Consider the following 23,070-nt stretch of genomic DNA (forward strand, 5'->3'; position numbering starts at 1 on the left):
TGTAACGCAGCCAACAGCGCAGAGGCACAAAGGAAAGCCGGGACACAAGGGCTGAACGTGTCCCGGACAAGTGGTCTGCTGCAGCCCCGTACTAATTGATGAACATCAATGCCGGAGTTTCAATAAGGCGCCGCACCGACTGTATGAATGCGGCAGCATCGTAGCCGTCGATAATACGATGATCGAATGAAGACGACAGGTTCATCATCTTGCGAATGACGACCTGTCCCTCTCTGACGACCGGCTGCTCCACTATTTTATTCACGCCAATCACCGCCACCTCGGGATGATTAATAATAGGCGTTGAGGCAATCCCGCCCAAACTACCCAAGCTGCTTAAGGTAATCGTCGAACCTGTAGCTCGCTCACGGCTCAGGCTGCCTTCTTTAGCAGACTCGGAAAGCGTCCGTATCGCGGCGGCGATTTCCCAAGCACTTAAACATTGAGCCTGATGCAGCACCGGTACCATCAGGCCCTCATTGGTTTGGGTGGCAATCCCCATATTGACGTCGGAGCACTCTGTTAAAAGCTGAGTAGAAGAGTCAAAAGTAGCGTTAAGACGAGGGTGCTCTTTTATCGCCAGACTAATCGCCCTGACCAGAAATGGCAGCAGGGTTAAATGCCCGCGTTTTTTGGCCCACTTCTGGTTGAGCTGGGTCCGTAGCGCCTCAAGATCGGTAACGTCCAGGGATTCAACATAGCTTACATGTGGTATTTCGTGCGCCGACCGCTGCATTTTCTGGGCAATCTGGCGGCGCAGTCCACGTAGAGGAATACCCGCTTCTGCTTTTTGCCCGGTTTCATTGCTTCCGTTTTTTGTATCGCCGGGCCTTGCCGATGCTTTGGGATCATAGGCGCTACCTTGCTGCTGCTCCAGCAGGTACCGGTCTAGGTCGCCATGTGCTACGCGCTCTATGCCTAAAGCATGGGCGATATCCGATAGCTTATATCCTAAGTCGGCAATCCGTTTACGCACGGCTGGCGAAGCTAATACGCCCTTTAGCAACTCATGGTGCACGCTTTTGTCAGTCTGCGCCTCTGTCTGCACTGCTGAAATATCAGGGTTTTTAAGGTGCTTTCCTCTTCAGTTTCTGCTTCGCTCTGAACGCCGCCTACGGCCAAGGCCTCGACGCCTAAGCTGTCTACCTCTGGTTGAGAAACTTCTGCAAAGAGCTTTGCGGGCGATTCGTTGGTAACGGAGCCGAAGCCTGTATCCTCCGGCGTATCAGGACCGTCTACCTGTATGCTGATCAGGTCGGCTCCAACCAACAGGATATCCCCGGCGTTGCCTCCGATACGCTCTACTGTGCCTGCCACCGGAGAACTGATATCGACCGAAACTTTGTCTGTCATAACGCTGGCCACGTTCTGGTCCTCATGTACGAAATCCCCCACCTTAACGAGCCACTCGACCAGTTCAACTTCGGCGATGCCTTCACCTACATCCGGAATTTTAATGACGTGAACAGACATTAGAGGCCCTCCATAACGGTTTTATATGCGGCAGCCACACGCGCGGGCACCGGGAAGTAATCCCACTCCTGAGCGTGAGGGTACGGGGTATCCCAACCCGTAACACGAAGAATGGGAGCCTCCAGGGAATAAAAGCAATGCTCTTGCACAAGTGCAGTTAACTCGGCGCCATAGCCCCCGGTGCGGGTGGCCTCGTGCACGACAACGCAACGCCCTGTTTTTTTCACAGAATCGGTAATGGTATCGAGGTCAACCGGCCACAAACTACGCAAATCGATGACTTCCGCATCGACTCCGGATAACTCGGCGGCCGCCTTTGCAACGTGAACCATGGTTCCATAAGCCAATACCGTCAGGTCATTTCCGGCTTTGGCTATCGCCGCCTGGTCCAGTTCTAAATTAAAATAGCCTTCAGGGACATGGGCGTCCTCGTGATCTCGCCACGACTGTATGGGCCTATCGTGATAACCGTCAAATGGCCCGTTATAAAGACGTTTGGGCTCTATAAAAATAACCGGATCATCAGACTCGATAGAAGCGATCAGCAGGCCCTTTGCGTCATACGGATTAGAAGGCATCACCGTACGCAAGCCTGCCACATGTACAAAGATGGCTTCAGGGCTTTGACTATGAGTCTGGCCACCATAAATGCCGCCTCCAGCCGGCATGCGTATCGTCACAGGCGCTGTGAAGTCACCCGCTGAGCGATAGCGTAATCTGGACAGTTCGGAAACAATCTGGTCCATTGCAGGGTAGAAATAATCGGCAAACTGAATTTCGATAACGGGCCGCAGGCCATAGGCACCCATGCCAATTGCTGTACCCACAATGCCACTTTCAGAAATGGGAGCGTCGAACACGCGCTGCTTGCCGTACTTTTTCTGCAAGCCGTCGGTGCAGCGAAACACACCACCAAAATAGCCTACATCCTGACCGTAAAGCACCACATTCGGATCGCGTTCCAGCATCACATCAAGCGCAGAACGAATAGCCTGGACCATGGTCATGGAAGCAAGGCTGTGGGGTGTGTCTGATGCTAAGGTCATAGCCCCTCCTCGAACTGTTGACGTTGGCGCTGCAGATGCTGAGGCATTACGGCATAGACATCCTCAAATATGCTGTGACTATGAGCCGCAGCATTCACGCTGGAACCACCGGCTTGTTCAGCCGTCTTTTGCGCTGTAATCACCTGCTCCATTAGTTTTTTCTGGGCTTCATCGTGCTGCTCTTCAGACCATTCTCCAAGCGTAATCAGATGGTTCTTTAAACGAACAATAGGGTCACCCAGCGGAAAGGATTGCCATTCGTTATCAGGCCGATATTTGCTCGGGTCATCGGAACTGGAGTGCGGCCCTGCCCGGTAGGTAACCCATTCGATCAGGGTAGGACCTTGATTCGTCCGGGCGCGGTCGGCCGCCCATTTTGAAACAGCGTAACAAGCCAGGGCATCATTACCGTCGACTCGCAGCGACGCAATGCCGGTACCCATACCGCGTGCGGCAAAGGTGGTGTTTTCTCCGCCGGCAATAGTCTGAAAGGTGGAAATGGCCCACTGGTTATTGACCACATTCAAGAGAACCGGGGCTTTATAGACATGCGCAAAGGTTAGCGCTGTTTGAAAGTCGCCCTCGGCTGTAGCCCCGTCACCTATCCAGCTGGACGCGATGCGTGTATCGCCCTTGATGGCCGAGGCCATGGCCCAGCCCACCCCGATCAAAAAACGCGTAGCAAGATTGCCGGACAGCGAGTAATAGCCTTTATCGTTTCGCGAATACAGGGCCGGCAGTTGCCGGCCCTTCAGGGGGTCGCAGGCATTGGAGTAAAGCTGACACATCAAGTCGAGCAGCGGTACATCGCGCGCCAGCAGCACACTGTGCTGACGATATGAAGGAAAGCACATATCGTCGTCGTTTAAGGCCAGCGCCTGGCAGGTTGCAATGGCCTCTTCGCCGGTGGCCTGAATATAAAATGAAATTTTCTTTTGTCGCTGGGCATGAAACATACGCGTATCAAAAGCTCGCGTCAGCATCATAAGATGCAATGCCCGGTGCTTTTGCGCGAGAGTCATGTCAGCCCCCCACTCGCCTTTAGCCTCACCGTTGTCATCAAGCACACGAATCAGGCCGTAGGCAAAGTCACGGAGATCTTGTGGGTTGGCGTCAATGGGGGGCTTTAGCGCCTGCCCTGCTGGCTGCAAGCGCAAATATGAAAAGTCAGAGGGCTGACCTGGGCGTGCTGGTGGTTCTGGAACATGCAACGTTAATGGCATAGCTTGTCTCTTTTAGATTTGAAATATCTTGTGGATTTTTCAACGGCTTAAGCTTTCTGCACTGCTGCCTCGTGAGCGTTAATTCCATGTTTACTCATCGCTGGAAATTATGCAACACGTGTTTCTACCGAAGCATTATTCCCGGAGCCACGTTAGCTATTCACAAATAAACGGGCGCGCGTGTCAGTCAGGCTCTTTCCTATAATAGGCATTGTGGTTATGCCAATAACGTCTTGAGTCCAGTCGCTCCCGTTCTATGCCCAGCTGCCTGGAAGAAGACAGCACCGACACGGCCCCGTCCAGGTCACTGCGAAAAAAGCCGAGCCTGACCTTAACCAGCGCTGCTCCACCTCACTATGCGGATGACCAAAGCGGCTCCACCAGCCTGCTTGAGCTATCGCAACTTGCGCCTCCACCTGATTCACGAAGGCCTGACCAGAGGACGTATTAGATCCATGGTGCCCCACCACCACAACATCGTGGCTCTCCAGGCCGCTCTCGACAAAAGTCAGCTCCTGCCAATGGCCTACATCTCCCGTTAACAATGCAGAATGCCAGGGGCCACGGATGGACAGAACGCAACTGTTGGCATTCCGGTCGGCTGTACTGCTGACTGAGGACGACGTCTGAACCGGCCAGATAAACTCGAAGCGGACACCATCCACCTCCCATTTCGTTCCCCTGGTACACGCAGCCATGGCAAGCGGCAGCGGAATGGAATTGCCGGCCATATCAAGCAAACGCGCTTCCCGACCCATATGCCGCTGCAGGTCAAAGCTGCTGTAGCTTTGCTGTACCGGATACTGCTGAAGTACGCTTGCCGTGCCGCCCACATGATCAAGATCGGCATGAGAGACCACCAGTACATCAAGAGCACTCAGCCCAATCGACCGCAAAAAAGGCACTATCACCTGAGCACCCATATCGGAATCTCGCGCCCGCCTGACACCCGTGTCAAAAAGCAGCGAGCTGTTTGTGGTCTGTACAATGATTGCACTTCCTTGGCCTACATCCAGGGCGGTTAACCGCCAATCGCCGGGAGCCATCCGTTCGCGCCCCCAGAGCAGACAAGGTAGCACTAACAGCCATAAATAATTCCTGGTGGTGATGGCTCTTGGTGTCATGGCGATGGCGATGGCCAACAATGCCAGCACATAGGACCACACAGGGGCTTGCGCAACAGGAATGCTGGCCGCAGGCAATTCGCACAGCCAAACCGTAGGCACCATCATTAAGGTGATCAGGGAATGACACACCCAGGCAACTACTGCAGAAAAGGGATCCAGTACGCTGAGCGTGCTGGTTGCCGCGAACAGCAGAGACAACGGTGTAACCAGCAAGCTGATCAGCGGAATGGCGTAGGCATTAGACAGGGGGAAATCAGCGAGATTTCGTTAAATAGCATGGCAAGCGGCGGAAACAGCGCGGCGGTAATCAATAATTGCCACATTGAGGCGGTTTTTATGTTTTCTGCGTAGACAACTATCCCACCATAAGATGAATGTTTATTCCCTTGCCAATTACTGCAGGCAAACAACACCGCCACGGCCCCAAAAGAAAGCCAGAATCCGCTGCTGATAATCGCCCAGGGATCAAGGACCAGAACGGCAACCGCCGCAATGGCCAGCACTTGAGATCCGTTAAGCGGCAAACGCCACAGATACGAAAATACGATAATCGCCAACATTAAGAATGTGCGCTGCGCTGGCACCCCCCACCCGGCCACCACACAGTACAGACCGGCTACGCCAACGGCGATGTACGCCGCCACGTTCTGCGCTGGAACCAATTCCGCCAGATTTGTTTTTTATTTGACATCGCCTCCAGGCCCAGGCTGCCAATGCCGCAACCAGTGAAGCGATAAGGGTGACGTGTGCTCCGCTGATAGAGACCAGGTGAGTCAAACCAGAGCGATTGAAAATAGCCCAGTCTTCAGCGCTGATACTGGCCTGGTCACCGATACTTAGCGCTGTAATGACGCCCCCGTAGCGCATGCCGTCGAGAAACGGCAGCATTTTCTCCCTAATACCATGCCGCAGGCTCTCGGCCATCAGCGAGAGCGAGCGTTCAGCCAACGGCTGTACCTCTAATAATCGCGGGCTGCCCCGAACACTGGCCACTGCACGTATGCCCTGTGCAAACAGATGTGATTCGTAATCGAATCCGTTTGGATTAAGCGCGGCATGAGGGGTTTTCACAATAACATTTGCCTGCCAGATTTGCCCTGGATAGAGGTCGGGGAAATCATGGCTTTTTCGCTCGGCATAAGGACCAGCCCAGTCTGGAGCAGCCCAGCCGACCACAATGCGCTGTGGAACACCCGCGGGATGGCTGCGGAGCACCCTGGCGACGAATTGACGACTGTCCGGACGTAGCCGAGGAAGCTCTGCCACCTGAAACACGACTTTGGAGACACGGTTCTCGTCAGCCCGTGGCAGTCGATCTGACAGGCGCTGTTGAGCAGCGCATGTTGCCACACTAAAACCCAGTGCGCCGCAGAAGCCCGGGATCAGAATGCGCAGCAGCCGTTCTCGCAGCGCCACATCTTTACGCCAAAGAAGCGATGCGATGCCTAAAGCCCACACTACGACAAGCAGTGTCAGGCTCAAAAGTGAAGGGAGTAACGCTAACTGCTGCACCCACAAGGTAGCCGCAACATAATTTGCCGCAGCCCACCTTCCCGAGAACGGTATACCTGCAAGCCGCACGCCCTTTCCTTAACTGACTCTGTAACGTTAGCCAGAGTAATCAGAAAAGCGGTGCTAAAGGCTGTCTGTGTGAGCATCTTTGCCCACGCAAATCTACCTAGTCAGAAAATGTAAACTGGGGAAGTCTCTTAAATGTATGGCGTACATTAGCTGAGGTTTGGGTCGCAATCTGCTGAAGGGTTTCGCCCCGTAGCTCAGCCAGACATTGTGCAATTCCCGACAGCTCTGCAGGCTCGTTTCGTGGTGTTTCGAGAGATGTAGTGCCTTGCCCCAGCCAGGCAGGTGGGATATCCGGCGCATCAGTTTCCAGCACAATGCTTTCTAACGGCAGCCCGGCAGCAAGACGGCGAATCTGCTTGGCTCGGCTAAAAGTCATGGCCCCGCCGAAACCTAACTTAAAGCCCATTTCGATCAAAATCTCAGCCTGCTGCTGGCTGCCATTAAAGGCATGGGCAATGCCTCTTAACTGTGGATGCCGTCTGAGGTATTTGCTGATAAGGTCTACTGAGCGCCGTACATGCAAGATCACGGGCAAATCAAATTGAACGGCGAGACGCAGTTGTTCGGAATAAAAATGGATCTGCTTCTCGCGAATTTCATCGCTGCACAGCTCAGGTAGAAAAAATCCAGTCCTATTTCGCCAATGCCAATAAATTTAGGGTCATCCATGGCCTTGTTGATGGCAATCTCCAAGGTCTCCAAATCAGCATCAGCAGCATCCGGTATAAAAATCGGATGGATACCCAGGGCATAATAAACAGCCGGGTGCCGTGATGCCAGGTCAGCAACGGTCTTGAAGTTGGACGTTGCCACGCCGGGGACAATGATGAGCTGCACACCTGAGCGCAACGCCCGGTTAACAGTGGCGTCGCGATCAGCGTCAAATTCGCTGGCATCGAGGTGGCAATGGCTGTCGATAAACATGATATCTAGACTACCACTGTCGCGTACTTCAGGTAAATATCAAACAGGCGATAAATGTGTCTGTTCGAGGGTGCCGTCCGTCATCACCAACTGGCGGTGAGCCAACGCTGCCAGGGACTGATCATGAGTAACGATAATAAAGGCCGTTCCCAGCTCGCGATTAACCCGCCTTAACAACTCGAACATATCGTCAGCGGTGTGGCGGTCAAGATTTCCGGTAGGCTCATCGGCCAGCACACACGCCGGGCTGTTCACCAGCGCACGTGCCAACGCCACCCGTTGGCGTTCGCCGCCTGACAGTTGTCCTGGATAATGATGAATACGATGGGCCAGGCCCACCTGTTCTAAAAGCACTTCGGCCTGCTTGCGTGCCACATCACGCCCTTCCCGCCGCACAATTAACGGCATGGCGACATTGTCGAGGGCACTGAACTCAGCCAGCAGATGATGAAACTGATACACAAAACCCAGTTCTTTATTACGCAAACGGCTACGCTGCTTTTCGTTTAGACCGTCGGCCAGATTACCATGAACATAGATACTGCCCGCACTGGGGTGATCAAGTAGCCCCAGCAGATGCAGCAAGGTGCTTTTACCTGAACCTGAAGCGCCGATAATCGCAACCATTTCGCCATTCGTGACACTTAACGAAGCATCTTTCAGGATCCGTACTTCTTGCCCCGCCTCGGTGTAGGTTCTGGAGACGTTTTTAGCCTCGATTACCGGCATTGATGCGGAGCCTGACAACGCCTGATCTGGCGCGGTCGCTGAGTTCTGATTAATCATGGCGTAGCACCTGTGCGGGTTGTAGGTTGGACGCGCGCCAGCTTGGATACAAGGTAGCCAACAACGATAAGACCAGGGAAGTGACCGCGATGATGCTGATGTCGCTCAGGTGCGGGCTGGATGGCATTTCACTGATAAAGTAAATTTGCTCAGGCAAAAACTTTTGGCCTACCAGGTTTTCGATAAATGGAACAATAACGTCAACGTTATAAGCTACCACGGTACCAAAGAACACCCCTAAAAAGGTTCCCACCACGCCGATCAATGAACCTTGCACTAAAAATATCCTGGCAATTTCGCTGGGTGTTGCCCCCAGCGTACGCAAGATAGCGATGTCACTGCGCTTATCTTTCACTGCCATCACCAAAGAAGACAACAGGTTAAACGCTGCCACGGCGACAATCAGGGTAAGAATCAAAAACATCATCCGCTTTTCGGTTTGCACCGCTGCAAACCAGGTACGGTTATTTTGGGTCCAGTCGCTTGCACGCACGCCGGCCGGGAGCTCATTAGCCAGCTGAAAAGCCACCTGAGGCGCTTTATGCATATCGGAAATTCGCAGGCGTACACCGCTGGTTCCGCTGTCGCGAAACACCCTGGAAGCATCATCGACATTAATAAAAGCAAGCGAAGCGTCATATTCGTAATGCCCAGATGAAAACAGGCCTACTACCGTGAACTGCCGCATCCGGGGCGAAAAACCCGCCGGTGAAATGGAGCCCTGCGGCGCCATCACCATAACCGTATCACCTGCTCTTACACCGAGAGCTTCGGACAACTGGCGCCCTAACACAATACCGAATTCACCAGCTTTAAGGCTGCTGAGCTCGCCCACCAGCATTTGATCTGCAAGCTCGGATACGTTGGGTTCCGTTTCAGGGTCTACTCCACGGATCTGAGCACCATTCAGCACATTGTTACGAACGATCATCCCTTGGGCAGCCACAAAAGGCGCAGCACCGACTACATTTGGATTTTCCTGCGCAGCAGCAGCGATGTCCTGCCAAGACTCAATAACCTTAGAATGGTCCACACCTGGAAAATAAAGTTCGATATGGGGTAATACCGACAGCATTCGGTCACGAACCTGGCTTTGAAAACCATTCATGACAGAAAGCACTACAATAAGCGCTGCTACGCCCAAGGCAATACCTGCCATTGAACTGGCGGCAATAAAAGATACAAAACCATCCGCGCGTCCGCCTGCCCGGCGTTTGACTCGCGCCAAGCCTGCGTATCGTGCACCTATCCAAAACTCAAAAGACATATACGTTGTCACCGCAAGTTATAAACACCAAGAACCTCTATGCAGATAGTACTCTCAGGCGCACTCCCTGATCCTCATCAAGCTCGTGAGCTACTTAGCCACCTTGAGCAAAAAGCCCCCACACTTGTGCGCTGGCTGCAGCACAGTGACTGTCAGCTACAGCAGACCATTCCCACCGAGACGCGGTGTACCGCCCTTGAGGTCTGGCAGCTGAAACAAGCTGGATTTGTCATGCAACCCGCCCAGCATCTTAGCGCAGGTCTTGGCCCTTTGTTAGTAAAAAACCAAAAAGCAGAAGCAACAGAAGATAACGAAAGAGTCTGGCTGGCCGAGCTGGTGCATATTGCCCCATCCAGAGATGGCGCGGCATTGATTTCGGGCGACTTGCTCGATATCAGCATAAGCGAAAGCACTGAGCTACTGGAAAGCAGCCTTCAGTGGTTCGCCGGCACCGGCTTCAATGCTGGTTTCGACTCTGCCACTCGCTGGCGATTAAGCGTTCCTGAAGATTTTAATGCCGACACAGCAAGTACCAGGCTGGTGAGCCAAGGCATGGTGAATGACTGGTGGGAACAAGACATTCACACACGGCCCTGGCGCCGCCTTGTCAACGAGTTTCAGATGCTTTGGTTTGACCACCCTGTCAACACGGTACGCGAGCAAGCCGGGAAGCCGGCTATCAATAGTTTGTGGCTGATGGGCGGGGCCTCCCGAGGTCAGTTTGACAATCTGGACAGCAAGCCTCGCTATCAGCTGTATACAGATCTTGAGAACTCGGCGCAACAGCAAGACTGGGGACAATGGCTAGAAGAACTGGCCAACCTTGAACGAAACGTATTTGCTCCCAATGCGCACAATCCCGCGCCTGAGCTCGTGCTATGTGGTGTTGAGCGCTATATGCAGTGCAACGCTTCGCGCCCCACCCTGCGGCAGCGTCTCTTTGGAAGCCCCAAGAATAACTGGAGAAAAATGTGGTCACCCCTGTAGTCGTCAATCGCAGCACTAACCCCGGCGCCACGCAACAACTTATTGATGCAGGCACCCATCCACTGCTGGCCAGACTCATGGCTGCACGTGGCGTAGAGAACAGCAATGAACTCGCCTCGCGCTGGGCGGATATGCTTAACCCAAACACCCTCAGCCAAACACAGCAAGCGGCTACCTTCCTGGCGGAAGCCATTGAAGAACAAAAGCGTCTGCTGATTATTGCCGATTATGACTGCGACGGCGCCACCGCTTGCGCAGTTGCCCTTCGGGCGCTAACCGAGATGGGCGCAGATGTAGACTTCCTGGTGCCTAACCGTTTCGAGACAGGTTACGGCTTATCTCCTGCCATCGTCAGCCTGGCCTTGCAACACCCCAACGGTAAACCCGATATCCTGATCACCGTCGACAACGGCATTGCCAGCGTCGAAGGCGTTGAAGCCGCTACCTCGGTCGGCATAGACGTGGTCATCACCGACCACCACTTGCCTGGCGATGAGCTTCCCAAAGCTGCCGCAATTGTTAATCCTAATCATCCGAACTGCGGATTCCTGTCAAAAAACCTGGCGGGGGTGGGCGTGATTTTTTATCTTATGCTGGCCCTGCGAGCCGAACTACGCGAACGCGGCGCCTTCGATATCGAAGATCAACCCCGCCTAAACCTGTTGTCAGATCTCGTGGCCCTCGGAACAGTTGCCGACGTGGTTAAGCTAGATAGCAATAATCGCCTCTTGGTGAGTCAGGGTCTGAAACAAATGCGAAACGGCCATATGCAGGCCGGCATTGCCGCTCTTTTTGAAGTCGCCAGCCGAAACCCTGCCAATGCCAGTACATTTGACCTGGGCTTTGCTCTTGGGCCACGCATTAATGCAGCAGGCCGCCTGGCCGACATGAGCCTTGGCATACGGTGCCTTACGACCGACGACCCACATGAAGCCCGGCGGCTGGCACAAGAGCTTGAGGCCATGAATCACGATAGGCGAGCGATAGAGCAAACCATGCGCGACGAAGCCATGCGTGCCGTAGAAACAGCAACAGCTAACGGCGCTACCAAGCAGGCCAGCCTATGTGTTTACCACCCTGACTGGCATCAGGGAGTGGTGGGGCTGGTGGCTTCCAGACTTAAAGAAAAATACTGGCGTCCCACGCTCGCTTTTGCCCGCAGCGACGACGGCAGTCTGAAAGGATCAGGCAGGTCTGTTCCTGATGTACACCTGCGCGACGCGCTCGATCTGGTATCAAAGCGTGATCCACAACTGATCAACCAATTCGGTGGCCACGCAATGGCTGCTGGCTTAAGCATCGCCGAACATAACTACGAGCGTTTTGTCGAGCTGTTTGATGAGGCTGTGCGCACACTTAGCGGCAGGGACAGCTTCGAACCGGTGATCCAGACAGATGGCAGCCTTGAGGTCCAATACCTTGACGTAAGCACGGCGGCCTTGTTGGAGACGCAGGTATGGGGCGCAGGCTTTCCTGCCCCCTTATTCAGGGACACGTTTAACATTCAGCAGCAACGGCTGTTAAAAGACAAGCACCTGAAGCTGCGTCTTGAGCGTAACGGAAGCATTATTGACGCAATTTGGTTTAACCATAATCAGCTGTTGGGCGATCAGGCAGACATTTCCTATCGTTTGGATCAAAACCACTGGAATGGCAGGGTCAGCGTTCAGCTCATCATTGAATACGCTCTTAGCCTAAGCTAGTCAAAGCTTAACTTTTCGCCCTATTGGCAATGTACAATTCGTATCAAAGCTTCAAGAAAGGCGCCTACTTATCCCGTAGGCGCTTCTTTTTCCTGCATAATCCCGCAAGAAAACAGGCGCTATTGCACCCATCCCTGCTCTGGCCAGCCGCCTTCTGTGAAGATAATTATTTTTGCTGAACATACCGAGACAACGAGTTCTCTAGATGTTTATCAGCGCTTAACAAAGGATGATTTATCATGCAGGCTTTAGCTAGGCTAAGTCGCTTCGTTGGCAATACCTTTGCCATTTGGGTTTTACTGTTTGCCATACTCGCCTTTTACATGCCCGACCAGTACACGTGGTTAGGTGCCTATATCGTGCCTTTACTCGGCCTGATTATGTTTGGAATGGGCCTGACAATTTCGAAAAGTGATTTCGCAGAGGTATTCAAGCGCCCGGTCAATGTGCTGATTGGGGTATTGGGTCAATTTATTATTATGCCCGCTCTGGCGTGGTTGCTGGCCACCATGCTGAATCTTCCGCCCGAGGTTGCTGTCGGTGTCATTTTAGTGGGCTGCTGCCCTGGTGGAACGGCCTCCAACGTAATGACTTACCTGGCCCGCGGCGACATTGCGCTCTCAGTAGCCATCACGTCTGTCACGACCTTGCTTGCTCCTATCGTTACACCAGCCCTTATCTACCTTCTCGCCAGCCAATGGATTGAAGTCAGCGCTTCGGCTATGTTCTGGTCAATTGTACAGGTTGTAATCCTGCCGATCTTGTTGGGAATGATAGTGCAAATGGTATTGGGCGAACGTGTTAAAGCCGGGGTCCAGGTTCTGCCTCTGGTTTCCGTCGTGGCCATTGTTGCCATCGTTGCCGCTGTGGTCGCGCTTAACCAGGAACGCATTGCGACAACAGGCTTACAGATTTTCATGGTGGTCGTTCTGCATAATGGCCTGGGCCTTTTATTAGGTTACCTGGTAGCCAAGGCTTGCGGTTTAAACCTTGCACAACGAAAAACCATGTCTATTGAAGTAGGCATGCAGAACTCTGGCCTGGGGGTTGCATTGGCCACAGCACATTTCAGCCCGCTCGCAGCCGTGCCTAGCGCTATCTTCAGCGTCTGGCACAACATCAGCGGACCGATTATAGCCACCATATACCAGCGTTTCAAAGACAAATAAGTCAGCAAGCCAAGGGGGCGCATATCTTGCGCCCCCTTTTTAATAGCAATGAGTTTGGCAATCTAGCCAAACCCGACGCAGACAAACGCCAACGCTGCTGCGCACTGCCTCATTAGAACTGATAAGACAGTTTGGCCCAATAACGGCGTCCATCCTCAGCGTAAGAATACGCCGACCCAGAATCACGCTCACGCACCTTGTCGGTGATGTTATACGCCACTGCGCTTAGCGTCAGTGCCTTATTGACACGCCAGTTAGCACCAAGATCAACCGTCGTGACAGAGCCAACGCTCTCATTGACGGCACCACCCTGTCCCCAGGCAATTTGTGTTTCGCGGCCACGATAGCTGAGGGTGCTAAACACCGCAACCGCTGCATTCGGCTGCCAGTCCAGCGTCAGACTACCCATATGACTGGGCGTAGCAACCAGTGGCTGGCCATCCGCTTGGGGATAGCCAAAACCCAATATTGTGGCATTAGCACTTTTTACCTTTGAGTCGGTGTAAGTGTAGTTACCCCTGAGTTTGAACTGCTCATTCAGCCTATAGCCGGCGCCCAGTTCCAAGCCCCGCACGGTGGCCTTGGTAATGTTGAAATACGTACTGTACATATTGCCGGTAAACGGATCCGGTGGCACCGGTGTCCCATCGGGATAATACAACTGACGCGAACCCGTATTGGCAATCTTATTATCAAAGTCGGTGTGAAAGAGCGTCAGGCTACCCGAGAAAGCACCGCCAGCATCATAATAAACCCCCACCTCGCTGTTCACGCTTTTTTCAGGCTCCAGGTCCGGATTGCCCCATGTGTAGGCTCCCCCACGCTGAGGCAGCCCGATATCCGGATTGATTTGCGTAATCGTTGGTGACTGAAACCCTTTCGCTACACCGCCTTTCACAGTCCAATTGTCGCTGGTATGCCAGACACCATATAAACGCGGGGTCCAGTGCTTGCCGAAGAACTCATTGTCGTCCAGGCGCAGTCCGCCAGTCAGGCTGAAATCATCGGTGAGGCTCCATTCATCTTCGACAAAGAAGGAGGTTTCGGTGACCGACGTATCGACGCCCAAGCCCTGTGGGCTGGCATAATAGCCATCTGTTTTTAATTCGTCCCTGCGCCACTGCAAACCTGCCAGAACCATGTGATTTTTAAATGGCAGCGTTACCTTTCCTTCCACGACGGAATTACGCACATCAGGCTTGGCATTTTGAGTGGGGCCCTCACGTACGGCGCGCTCGTGATTGAAACTCAGCTCGGTGGTTGCTCGACCCCATTTCCCCGTATGCGCAACAGCATAGTTATCGCGTATATATTCATTCTCGTTGTTCGTGCTGCTTACCCCCAAAGTTCTTCCCGCCGTATTCCAGAAGTGCTGCTTGCTGCGCCCTGCCTCAAACATGAATTCATGGCTGGCCGAAGGTGTCAGCCAGAAGCGCGCATTTCCGCCTTGACGCCTGGATTTGGCAAAGCCATCTAGTAAATCGTCCTCTTGTCGACGCTTATCGAAGCCCCATACTTGTATGCCCAGCAGGTCCTGAACTAGCGGCCCCGACAGATAAACATCGCCCTGTGTCATGTTTCCTGCGTCGGAAGACTCCTGATAGGTGTAATCGGCAGACACAGCCCCCATCCATGCGTGCGCAACTTTACGCGTCACTACGTTAATGACACCGCCCATTGCTTCTGAGCCATATAAGGTCGACATCGGTCCACGCACAACTTCAATACGCTCTATCGCCTCGACAGGAGGTATCCAGTTCATGCTCAGCGCTTCCGCTGTACCTCCCTTAAGCGAAACCTGACCGGTGTTTTGGCGCCGTCCATCGACAAGAATCAGCACATGGCTCGATTCCATTCCCCGAATCGAGATATTGCCTTTATCGCCCCCTATAATGCTCACGCCTTCCACATGACGCACCGCGTCTGCCAGGGAACGGAACTGCCTGCTTTCGAGCTCCTCGCGAGAAATCACGGTAATGCTGGCGGGCGCATCGCGCATCTCCTGCTCAAAACCCGAGGCGGTCACCGTAACTGAGCCTAACGTTGTCACGCCAGCAGTGCTATCAACCGCCTGTGCCACCAGTGTTAACGGCCCCGTCAACGTGATTAAGGCCAGCACCAGACGGGTTAAATTCAGATGAGCGCTGCTTCGGTCCTTCGAAATCATTTCTTCCCCTATAATCAACTTATTCGAATAAGAATAGTTATCAATTAGATTCTTACTTCTTATAATATCTGTCACACCTGACCACAGTCTGACAAACATAGCTTATGAAAATCCTCGTCGTGGAAGACGTCCTCTCCCTGCAAGAACTGCTGGCCGAATACTTTAAACGCCGGGGCTTTGCTGTAGATACTGCGAAAAATGGGATAGAGGGAATCCAGGCGCTTCAGAGCACGCGTTATGATGCAATGATTCTTGATCTTGGGTTGCCGGACATGGACGGCGAAGATGTATTACAGGCTCGTGCCCAAACTCCCCATGGGCCCACACCCTGCGTTATTCTAAGCGCTCGTGATGCCCTGCAAAGCAGGATTGCCTGCCTGAATGCCGGTGCTGATGACTACATGCTCAAACCCTTCGACATGTCCGAGCTGGAAGCCCGATTACGTGCGGTACTGCGACGTTCGGGAAACGTGTTTCACCAACTCCATCACGGCAATCTTAAGTTTGAGCCAGCGTCTCGTCACACCGTTGTAGCTGGCCAAGTGCTGCACCTGAGCCGGCGCGAATCCATGCTTCTGGAAGAAATGCTGCGTGTCGCCCCACGCATCGTCATCAAAGACCTTCTTGAAGAGAGACTGTATTCTTATACGGAGTCCGTAACACTCAACGCCATCGAAGCGCTGGTATCACGCCTGCGCCGAAAACTGGCTGCAGCGGGTGCCGATATCGGCATCGATACCGTTCGCGGCGTAGGATACCGCATCGTTCCGAACCGTTCTGATGCATAGCCTGGAACGACGTATACTCATCGCGCTCACGGCTGTCTTCATACTGGGCTTTGGCAGCCTGGCCGTGTATCTCTACGATACCCGGGACGAACTACGCCGCAGCGTCATGTTTATCCAGGCCCAAGAAATTGCAGCTGGCCTCACGGCTCAAAGCGACATGGATCAGTTGCCAACTCACTACGCCGGGGGTGAGCTTTCGTATACGCTTTACACGGCAGATGGCATCCCCTTGTGGCATTCCAGTAATCTGAAACAACCCAGAAAGTTGCGTCACGACACGATTAACGATGCAGGCAGGCTGTTCCGGCTTCCCCTGCGCAGCGGGCTGGTCGTCAATGTTCCAGTCAGGCTGGCGGACGGGTCGGTGCTGATGGTGGCAAAAAAGATGAGATGGAGCGCAGTATCATCGGCTCCTTGCTTCAGGCCCGCCTGCTGCGCGGATTGATGATTTTTCTGCCCATGTGCCTGCTGGCTGCCTATCTTATTCGGTGGCTACTCAACTGGACACTGCAACCGATTAAACAAGCCGCCAAAGTCAGCACCGAAATCGGTCCGGGCCAGCCAGATCTGCGCATTCCGCTCGATGGTCTGCCTCGCGAAATACTGCCCCTTGCCCGCGCTGCCAATCTTGGCCTTGACCGCTTGGCGGATGCCTTTGAGACAGAAAAGCGCATTGTCGCCGACGCTGCCCATGAATTGCGTACGCCGCTGACCGTGCTCGACCTGCGTCTACAAAAAAGCCGCGGAGATAACGTTACCGATTGGCCCGCTATTGAACACAGCATGCAACAGATCCGTCGTCTGGTAAATCAATTGCTGGCCCTGGCCCAGCAAGAGCAGCCTTTCGCAAAACTACAGCAATCGAATAGCGTGACGGCGCTTTCGCGTATCACGCGTGAAGCCGTTGCACTGACAATACCCATGATCGAAGCACAAGGCCGGGATATACAGGTCAATATCGAAGATGCAGTGGAAGTACAGGGCGAACCCAGCCTATTGATGGATGCCATCCGGAATGTCCTTGATAACGCCCTCATGCACGGGACAGGAACCATTCGTGTGAGCCTGACGCAGTCACCTCATGAGGGCTGGACGTTGGATATTGCGGATGAAGGGCCCGGTGTACCGCTATGTCAGCAAGAGGAAATGTTCACGCGCTTTCGAAAAGGCCGCCAGCACAGTAATGGTTCGGGCCTTGGCCTCGCCATTGCTAGGCAAACTGTCTTGAATGCAGGTGGAAACATCCGGTTTATCAGCCAGAGCCCTTGCGTTGTACGAATAGAACTGGTCATCGCACGCGCGCTGACAGCACAATGCCACCCACAATCAGCATAAAGGCCACCGCATGATAGCCACGGGGTAGTTCGCCCAAAAATACCACGGACAGAATCGCTGCAAACAATGGAATCAAATTAGCGAAAAAACCAGCTGTAGCGGGCCCCACCCGCTTTACTCCAGCGCCCCAACAGCAGAATGCAATAATGGCCGGCCCAATAGAAACATACAAGATGGCTGCCACCAGACCAAGGCTCCACTGAATTTCCCAATCAGTCAGGACCCACTCGCCGGCCGCAAATACACCGGACCAAACAACTCCAAAAGCAACTTGGGCCAACAGCATCGTTGCCCATGTATGCCTGACATCGTCACTGTCCTTTTGAGAGGTTAGCAACCAGCCATAAAAAGCCCACGAAATGGTGGCGATAATCATATAAATATCGCCCGCCACAAAGCGTAAGTGCCCGATTTGCGAAATATCGCCCCTTAGCAGGATCACCAGCACACCCATCAGCGATATCAACCCACCCAAAAGCTGCCAGCGGCTCATTACCGAACCAAAAAACGTTCTGCCGATGAGCAAAGTCCAGATGGGCATGCTCGCTCCAACTAAAGTCACATTAATAGGCGACGAGCTTTGCAAAGCCATATATTGAAAGGCATTATAAAAACCAATGCCTAATAGTCCCATCCACGCATATCGCTTCCAGTTTTTCCACATCTGGCTGGAGGGGCGTAATACCGAAGCGCCAAAGACCAGCAGCACACAAAACGCAATAGTCCAGCGCAGAAAGTTTAATGTAATAGGCGGAATCTGAGCGTGGATCATACGCCCGACCACCGCATTGCCAGCCCACAGTAGAGTAGGCAGAACTAAAAGAGCGACGGTAGACGGCGTAAGTTTGTGGCTGCTCATTGCGAATTGCTTACTTGCCCGAAGCAAGAGCACATTCCTTTAGCTTTAGTTGAAAGCTAAAAATTATATAGAAAGCCCCGCCTAAAGACGAATCGTGTACGTCTGTCCAAAATTTGTGCAGTTAAACTCAGCCATGTCCTCTACAGCCTCGCAAACAGCGCAAACCATTGACATAACTATAATTTCTTATTATAATTTTAGGTTGCGCTATGGGCATAATTAGTAAAAATCGAAATGTTAACAGCCGCTATTACCACCCGCTTTCAACGACCCACCTGGTTTGGCGCTACGTTATGCTGACAGCGGTTAACAGCGCTATTGCTACCTAAATTTTTATCACATACGTCAATTAAAGCCTGTGTTCCTGTTGGTTCACTTACTGACTTATGTTCTATTGGCGCTAGGCTAACCCCCGCCCCATACCGCATACAACGCGACGCATCGTATACTCGACAGCTCGTCGCCCCTATAGGTTGTTATAAGGATTCTAAATATATGGCTAAAGAAGAGCTGCTTGAAATGCAAGGTTCAGTTACTGAAGTGCTGCCTGATTCTCGCTTCCGCGTTACCCTCGATAATGGGCATCCGGTTATTGCGTACACAGGTGGCAAAATGCGCAAGCACCACATTCGAATTTTAGCTGGTGATAAAGTTACTTTAGAAATGTCACCCTACGACCTGACTAAAGGCCGTATCACATTCAGGCATTTGCCCAAACGCAATAATCAGCCTGCCCATGCTCCTCAGCACTCGCGTCGTCGTTAAAAAACAATACTAAGTTTCATGGCTTCACGCTAGAGTGTTTGCAAAAGCCCTTCTTTAAAGAAGGGCTTTTTGTTACATAAGACTGTCATATTTCGCTGCCACAATTGTGCTGTTTCGCGTTGACGTAACGCGTATTAATATAACTGGCAGCAGGCAGCACATGAAACAGCACCTTACCTTAAAAAGCGGGTTTATTGGCTACTTCATATTATTGGCGCTTTTCTCCCTGCTTATTTTTGGCGCATTACGCCATCTGACCACTACCATCGATCATTTGCAGCAAAGCGAGCAGGCCCGCTACCGTGCCACGCAGCTCGCCAACGATTTCAGCAAGATAGTCGACAGCATGTCACGCAATGTCATGGCCTTTGTGTCCAGCGAACAGCCTGAATTCGAAGCTGACTATCTCAGCCTGCTTGAGCAGTTACGTGGCAATGATCAATCCCCCAGCCTGCTCAAACGTTTCGAGAGTGGCGGCTTCACCTCAGATGAACACGAATTGCTTTCCAACGCCTATGCTCAGGCTATCGCCTTGAGCGACACCCAACTCGAAGCAATCAGCACAGCAAGCGGTCAATTTGACGACGGCCAAGGCGGTATCCGTGTGGCCCTGCCGAATAGGCTGATGGCCCAGGTGCTGGTTTTCAGCCAGCAGTACGCGGAACGCTCCACAGAAATTGCGTCAACCATCCAGCAGTTTGACGTGCTCCAAAGCAATCGCCTCAGCCAACAGGTTAACGACGCACGCGCTGCCAGCACGCGAGCTTACCTTCTGGCACTGCTGGCATTGGCCTCACTGATGGTTGTTAGCGCTGTCGGGCTCATTGCTTTATATCGTTCAATCAAGGCCCCTCTTAACCAAGGCGTGCAGCTTGCAAAACAGCTGGCGTCTGGTCAGCTTGATGCGCGCATACAGCATGACCGTGGCGATGAAATCGGCGCCTTGCTGGTCGCCCTGAACGGCATCGGCGAAGGCCTGAATCACACTATCAGCAATGTTCAGGATCGCGCCCACCAGATTCATGACGCCTCAACCCTGCACACGCAAACCAACCAAAGCCTGGCTAGCCATATACAAGACCAGTCCAGCCAGCTGGTACACGCCACCGACCGTATTACGAAGCTAAGCGAAGCCATCAATGCCAACTCCAGCTATGCCACTGACGCACACGAACTCACCCGCCAGTCCGAACTCCACGCTCAGGAAGGCGAAGTGGCCATGCAGCAAATGCTCGGCACCATGCAGGAAATACACCAAGGCTCAAAGCAAATGGGTTCGATCACCGAGCTGATTCGCAACATCGCCTTCCAAACCAACATACTGGCCCTGAATGCCGCCGTTGAGGCCGCACAAGCGGGTAATCATGGCAGGGGCTTCGCTGTGGTGGCTACCGAAGTTCGCCAACTGGCCCTGCGCTCCTCTCAGGCATCAAGCGATATTGAAAAACTGATTTCCCGTTCAGATCAGCGTATTGCGCAAGGCATGGACGCAGCCAAGCAAACCGAAGCCCTTATGACCGAAATCCATCGTTCCGTACAATCGGTGCGGATCCTCATGAATGACATTAGTCAGGCCACCAGCGATCAAGGTGTAGATGCCGAAATGCTGCGTACTGCCATGCAAGAACTCGAACTTCTCAGCCAGCAAAATCTCGAACTCGTGGACGCTGCCACCCTCAGCACTAAACAACAGCTTAGCCATGTTGAAGGTCTGGCCCAGATCGTACATTTATTTACGCTTAATACCGATGGCAGCGATACAGACGGCACTCAAACAGTTGCTGTACACAAGTCGCTTAGTCCGCTAGCACTGGCAACTTCGCTGCATGCCGCCTAGGCCATGCTCATCACTCTCATAGAAGAAACCTTGCTGCTTTACCACTCCTAAGATGCCGATTCCAGCCTTCTAAAACTTTGCCGTGCCCCTATCGCCGCGAACAGGTTAAAATCAATGGTTTAACAGCCAATGGCTGTGCCTAGAATCTTAAAACCACGGAAAAGCATAAATATGGAATCGGAACGCCAAAACTTGATCGACTCTCATTTGGACGACTATGCTGAACGAGAGGTTGAGCTACGGAGGTATCTTTGACTACGACGAAAAAGCCCATCGCTTAATCATCGTCAATGCAGAACTCGAAAGCCCGGAAGTCTGGAGCGACCCCGAACGCGCCCAGGAGCTCGGGCGTGAAAAGAAAAGCCTGGACGCCATTGTTACCGAACTCGACGAAATTCGAGTGGCCCTGAAAGACTTGCGTGAACTCTTCGAACTCGCCTCGCTAGAAGACGAAGAAGAACTTCTCACAGCGGTCGAGGCCGATGCCGAGCGCATCGGATCCCGCATTGAAGAGCTAGAGTTCAGACGCATGTTCTCCAATCCTGCCGACCCACTGAATTGCTTTATGGATATTCAGTCTGGCGCTGGTGGCACGGAAGCTCAAGACTGGGCATCAATGCTCATGCGTCAATATGTACGTTATGCAGAGCACAAAGGCTTCAAAATTGAAATCCTTGAGCAATCGGATGGCGAGGTCGCGGGCATTAAATCAGCGTCTATTAAATTCGAAGGCGAATACGCCTACGGCCTATTACGCACAGAAACCGGCGTACACCGCCTGGTTCGAAAAAGCCCTTTTGATTCCAACAATGGACGCCACACGTCATTCACAAGCGTGTTTGTCTACCCCGAAATCGATGATTCTTTCGAAGTCGAAATCAACCCTGCCGATTTGCGTGTAGACACCTACCGTGCAAGCGGGGCCGGTGGTCAGCACGTTAACAAGACTGATTCCGCAGTACGTCTTACCCACATGCCATCAGGCATTGTGGTGCAGTGTCAGAACGATCGCTCGCAGCATCGTAACCGTGCAGAAGCCATGCAGATGCTTAAATCCAGGCTTTACGAAAAAGAAATGCGTGAACGAATGGCTGATCAGCAAAAACTGGAAGACGCCAAAAGCGATGTAGGCTGGGGACACCAGATTCGTTCCTATGTACTTGATCAAAGCCGCATTAAAGATTTACGCACTAACCTGGAAATCTCGAACACACAGCGTGTTCTGGACGGCGATCTAGATCCTTTTATTCAGGCCAGCTTGAAGCAAGGTATTTAACATGATTAAAAAACAGCGTGTCATTGTCATTACGGGTGCCTCAAGGGGCCTGGGAGCTTCTTTAGCAAAGCAGTCGCTGTCAGCTGATACGCTGTTGATCACGATCTCCCGATCGGAGAACGCACAGCTAGCTGAAGAGGCTTCTCGTGCAGGAGCCTCTTATCATGCCATTTCGGCTGACCTCTCTAGCCCCGAGGGCACGGCTGCTGCCCAAGAGCATCTGCTGGCCATCTTGCCTGCCAATGCCTCTGCATATCGCCTCATCAACAATGCAGGCACAGTCGACCCGGTCGCCCTATGCTCAAATCTGAACGATAGCAAAGCGATTGCTCAGGCCTTGCAGCTGAATGTTGTTTCGGTCATTAGCCTGACCGCCACATTCTTACAGCACATTGCTCAGATTCAAGCCGATAAGCGAGTCTTGAATATTTCATCCGGAGCAGGCCGCAGCCCTGTTTCTGGCTGGACGGTGTATTGTGCCAGCAAAGCCGCCTTGGACCATTACACCCGGACGCTAGCCTCCGAAGGGCACGATGTACGGTGCGCCTCGCTGGCGCCAGGGGTTATTGACACCGAAATGCAGGCACACATCCGCGGACAAAGCCGAGACGACTTCCCGGGTCTCTCGCGCTTTATCGATTTGCATCAAAGTCAGCAGTTGATGTCCGCCGAAGCTACTGCTGCCAACATTATTCACTACCTTGAAAGCCCCCAGTTCGGCAACCAGGTTATAGACGACATACGTCACCATTCATAG

Annotated in this window: 20 protein-coding genes and 2 pseudogenes; 10 read left to right on the top strand and 12 right to left on the bottom strand. The window is 52.9% G+C overall.

The window, feature by feature from the left end; translation table 11 throughout:
* Positions 1-91 precede the first annotated feature (91 nt).
* From L1889_RS07380 to L1889_RS07425, 10 genes and pseudogenes are all read right to left on the bottom strand, one after another.
* Positions 92-1,018, bottom strand: coding sequence for a dihydrolipoamide acetyltransferase family protein (locus L1889_RS07380; protein ID WP_238664596.1), 927 nt, complete (start codon positions 1,016-1,018; stop codon positions 92-94).
* Positions 1,000-1,473 carry a biotin/lipoyl-containing protein gene (locus tag L1889_RS19160; protein WP_372871315.1) on the bottom strand — a complete coding sequence of 158 codons (474 nt, stop codon included), beginning with the start codon at positions 1,471-1,473 and terminating at the stop codon, positions 1,000-1,002. The genes L1889_RS07380 and L1889_RS19160 overlap by 19 nt, the downstream gene beginning before the upstream one ends.
* Entirely contained in the window at positions 1,473-2,519 is a 1,047-nt protein-coding gene (locus L1889_RS07390; protein ID WP_238664597.1) for an alpha-ketoacid dehydrogenase subunit beta, read from the bottom strand. Before L1889_RS07390 ends, L1889_RS19160 begins: the two co-directional genes overlap by 1 nt.
* Positions 2,516-3,742, bottom strand: a complete 1,227-nt coding sequence (locus L1889_RS07395) for a thiamine pyrophosphate-dependent enzyme (protein WP_238664598.1) — start codon at positions 3,740-3,742, stop codon at positions 2,516-2,518. Before L1889_RS07395 ends, L1889_RS07390 begins: the two co-directional genes overlap by 4 nt.
* A 254-nt stretch (positions 3,743-3,996) precedes the next feature.
* A complete protein-coding gene (locus L1889_RS07400) occupies positions 3,997-4,866 on the bottom strand; it encodes a ComEC/Rec2 family competence protein (RefSeq protein WP_372871732.1) in 870 nt (289 codons plus the stop codon).
* A gap of 54 nt (positions 4,867-4,920) precedes the next feature.
* Positions 4,921-5,471, bottom strand: a pseudogene (locus L1889_RS07405) (ComEC/Rec2 family competence protein); the annotation flags it as partial.
* On the bottom strand, positions 5,383-6,450 hold the full coding sequence (locus L1889_RS07410) for a ComEC/Rec2 family competence protein (protein WP_238664600.1): 1,068 nt from the start codon (positions 6,448-6,450) through the stop codon (positions 5,383-5,385). The gene L1889_RS07410 and the pseudogene L1889_RS07405, both read right to left, overlap by 89 nt.
* Positions 6,451-6,547: 97 nt before the next feature.
* Positions 6,548-7,374, bottom strand: a pseudogene (locus tag L1889_RS19165) (TatD family hydrolase).
* 39 nt (positions 7,375-7,413) lie between these two features.
* Positions 7,414-8,160, bottom strand: coding sequence for a lipoprotein-releasing ABC transporter ATP-binding protein LolD (gene lolD, locus L1889_RS07420; RefSeq protein ID WP_372871318.1), 747 nt, complete (start codon positions 8,158-8,160; stop codon positions 7,414-7,416).
* Positions 8,153-9,427: a lipoprotein-releasing ABC transporter permease subunit gene (locus L1889_RS07425; protein WP_238664601.1), complete on the bottom strand. Its 1,275-nt coding sequence runs from the start codon at positions 9,425-9,427 to the stop codon at positions 8,153-8,155. The genes lolD and L1889_RS07425 overlap by 8 nt, the downstream gene beginning before the upstream one ends.
* Positions 9,428-9,466: 39 nt before the next feature.
* Between L1889_RS07425 and L1889_RS07430 the strand changes: the two genes are divergently transcribed.
* From L1889_RS07430 to L1889_RS07440, 3 genes are all read left to right on the top strand, one after another.
* On the top strand, positions 9,467-10,414 hold the full coding sequence (locus L1889_RS07430) for a hypothetical protein (protein WP_238664602.1): 948 nt from the start codon (positions 9,467-9,469) through the stop codon (positions 10,412-10,414).
* The gene (recJ, locus tag L1889_RS07435; protein WP_238664603.1) at positions 10,399-12,117 is read left to right on the top strand and encodes a single-stranded-DNA-specific exonuclease RecJ; all 1,719 of its coding nucleotides are present in this window, start codon (positions 10,399-10,401) and stop codon (positions 12,115-12,117) included. Before L1889_RS07430 ends, recJ begins: the two co-directional genes overlap by 16 nt.
* A gap of 239 nt (positions 12,118-12,356) precedes the next feature.
* Entirely contained in the window at positions 12,357-13,286 is a 930-nt protein-coding gene (locus L1889_RS07440) for a bile acid:sodium symporter family protein (protein WP_238664604.1), read from the top strand.
* Between the two features lie 112 nt (positions 13,287-13,398).
* Here the strand turns inward: L1889_RS07440 and L1889_RS07445 are convergent, their stop codons facing one another.
* Positions 13,399-15,453 carry a TonB-dependent receptor domain-containing protein gene (locus L1889_RS07445; RefSeq protein WP_238664605.1) on the bottom strand — a complete coding sequence of 685 codons (2,055 nt, stop codon included), beginning with the start codon at positions 15,451-15,453 and terminating at the stop codon, positions 13,399-13,401.
* Positions 15,454-15,557: 104 nt separating this feature from the next.
* Here L1889_RS07445 and L1889_RS07450 point away from each other — a divergent pair, with 104 nt between their 5' ends.
* From L1889_RS07450 to L1889_RS07460, 3 genes are read left to right on the top strand one after another with little or no spacing between them, the layout of a single operon-like run.
* Positions 15,558-16,241, top strand: coding sequence for a response regulator transcription factor (locus L1889_RS07450; protein ID WP_238664606.1), 684 nt, complete (start codon positions 15,558-15,560; stop codon positions 16,239-16,241).
* Positions 16,234-16,686, top strand: coding sequence for a hypothetical protein (locus L1889_RS07455; protein ID WP_238664607.1), 453 nt, complete (start codon positions 16,234-16,236; stop codon positions 16,684-16,686). The genes L1889_RS07450 and L1889_RS07455 overlap by 8 nt, the downstream gene beginning before the upstream one ends.
* On the top strand, positions 16,632-17,576 hold the full coding sequence (locus L1889_RS07460) for a sensor histidine kinase (RefSeq protein WP_238664608.1): 945 nt from the start codon (positions 16,632-16,634) through the stop codon (positions 17,574-17,576). The genes L1889_RS07455 and L1889_RS07460 overlap by 55 nt, the downstream gene beginning before the upstream one ends.
* Here the strand turns inward: L1889_RS07460 and L1889_RS07465 are convergent.
* Positions 17,530-18,435, bottom strand: coding sequence for a DMT family transporter (locus L1889_RS07465; protein WP_238664609.1), 906 nt, complete (start codon positions 18,433-18,435; stop codon positions 17,530-17,532). The genes L1889_RS07460 and L1889_RS07465 overlap by 47 nt on opposite strands.
* 495 nt (positions 18,436-18,930) lie before the next feature.
* Between L1889_RS07465 and infA the strand changes: the two genes are divergently transcribed.
* From infA to L1889_RS07485, 4 genes are all read left to right on the top strand, one after another.
* Positions 18,931-19,200, top strand: a complete 270-nt coding sequence (infA, locus tag L1889_RS07470) for a translation initiation factor IF-1 (RefSeq protein ID WP_238664610.1) — start codon at positions 18,931-18,933, stop codon at positions 19,198-19,200.
* A gap of 160 nt (positions 19,201-19,360) precedes the next feature.
* The gene (locus L1889_RS07475) at positions 19,361-21,037 is read left to right on the top strand and encodes a methyl-accepting chemotaxis protein (RefSeq protein ID WP_238664611.1); all 1,677 of its coding nucleotides are present in this window, start codon (positions 19,361-19,363) and stop codon (positions 21,035-21,037) included.
* A gap of 171 nt (positions 21,038-21,208) precedes the next feature.
* Positions 21,209-22,313, top strand: a protein-coding gene (gene prfB / locus L1889_RS07480; RefSeq protein ID WP_238664612.1) for a peptide chain release factor 2 whose coding sequence is annotated in 2 segments (ribosomal slippage) — positions 21,209-21,289 and positions 21,291-22,313 — 1,104 coding nt in all. Because the reading frame shifts where the segments join, the coding sequence is not laid out codon by codon here.
* Between the two features lies 1 nt (position 22,314).
* Positions 22,315-23,070, top strand: a complete 756-nt coding sequence (locus L1889_RS07485; RefSeq protein ID WP_238664613.1) for an SDR family NAD(P)-dependent oxidoreductase — start codon at positions 22,315-22,317, stop codon at positions 23,068-23,070.

The sequence above is a fragment of the Paenalcaligenes niemegkensis genome, from assembly GCF_022230885.1.
GTDB classification, from domain to species: domain Bacteria; phylum Pseudomonadota; class Gammaproteobacteria; order Burkholderiales; family Burkholderiaceae_B; genus Paenalcaligenes; species Paenalcaligenes niemegkensis.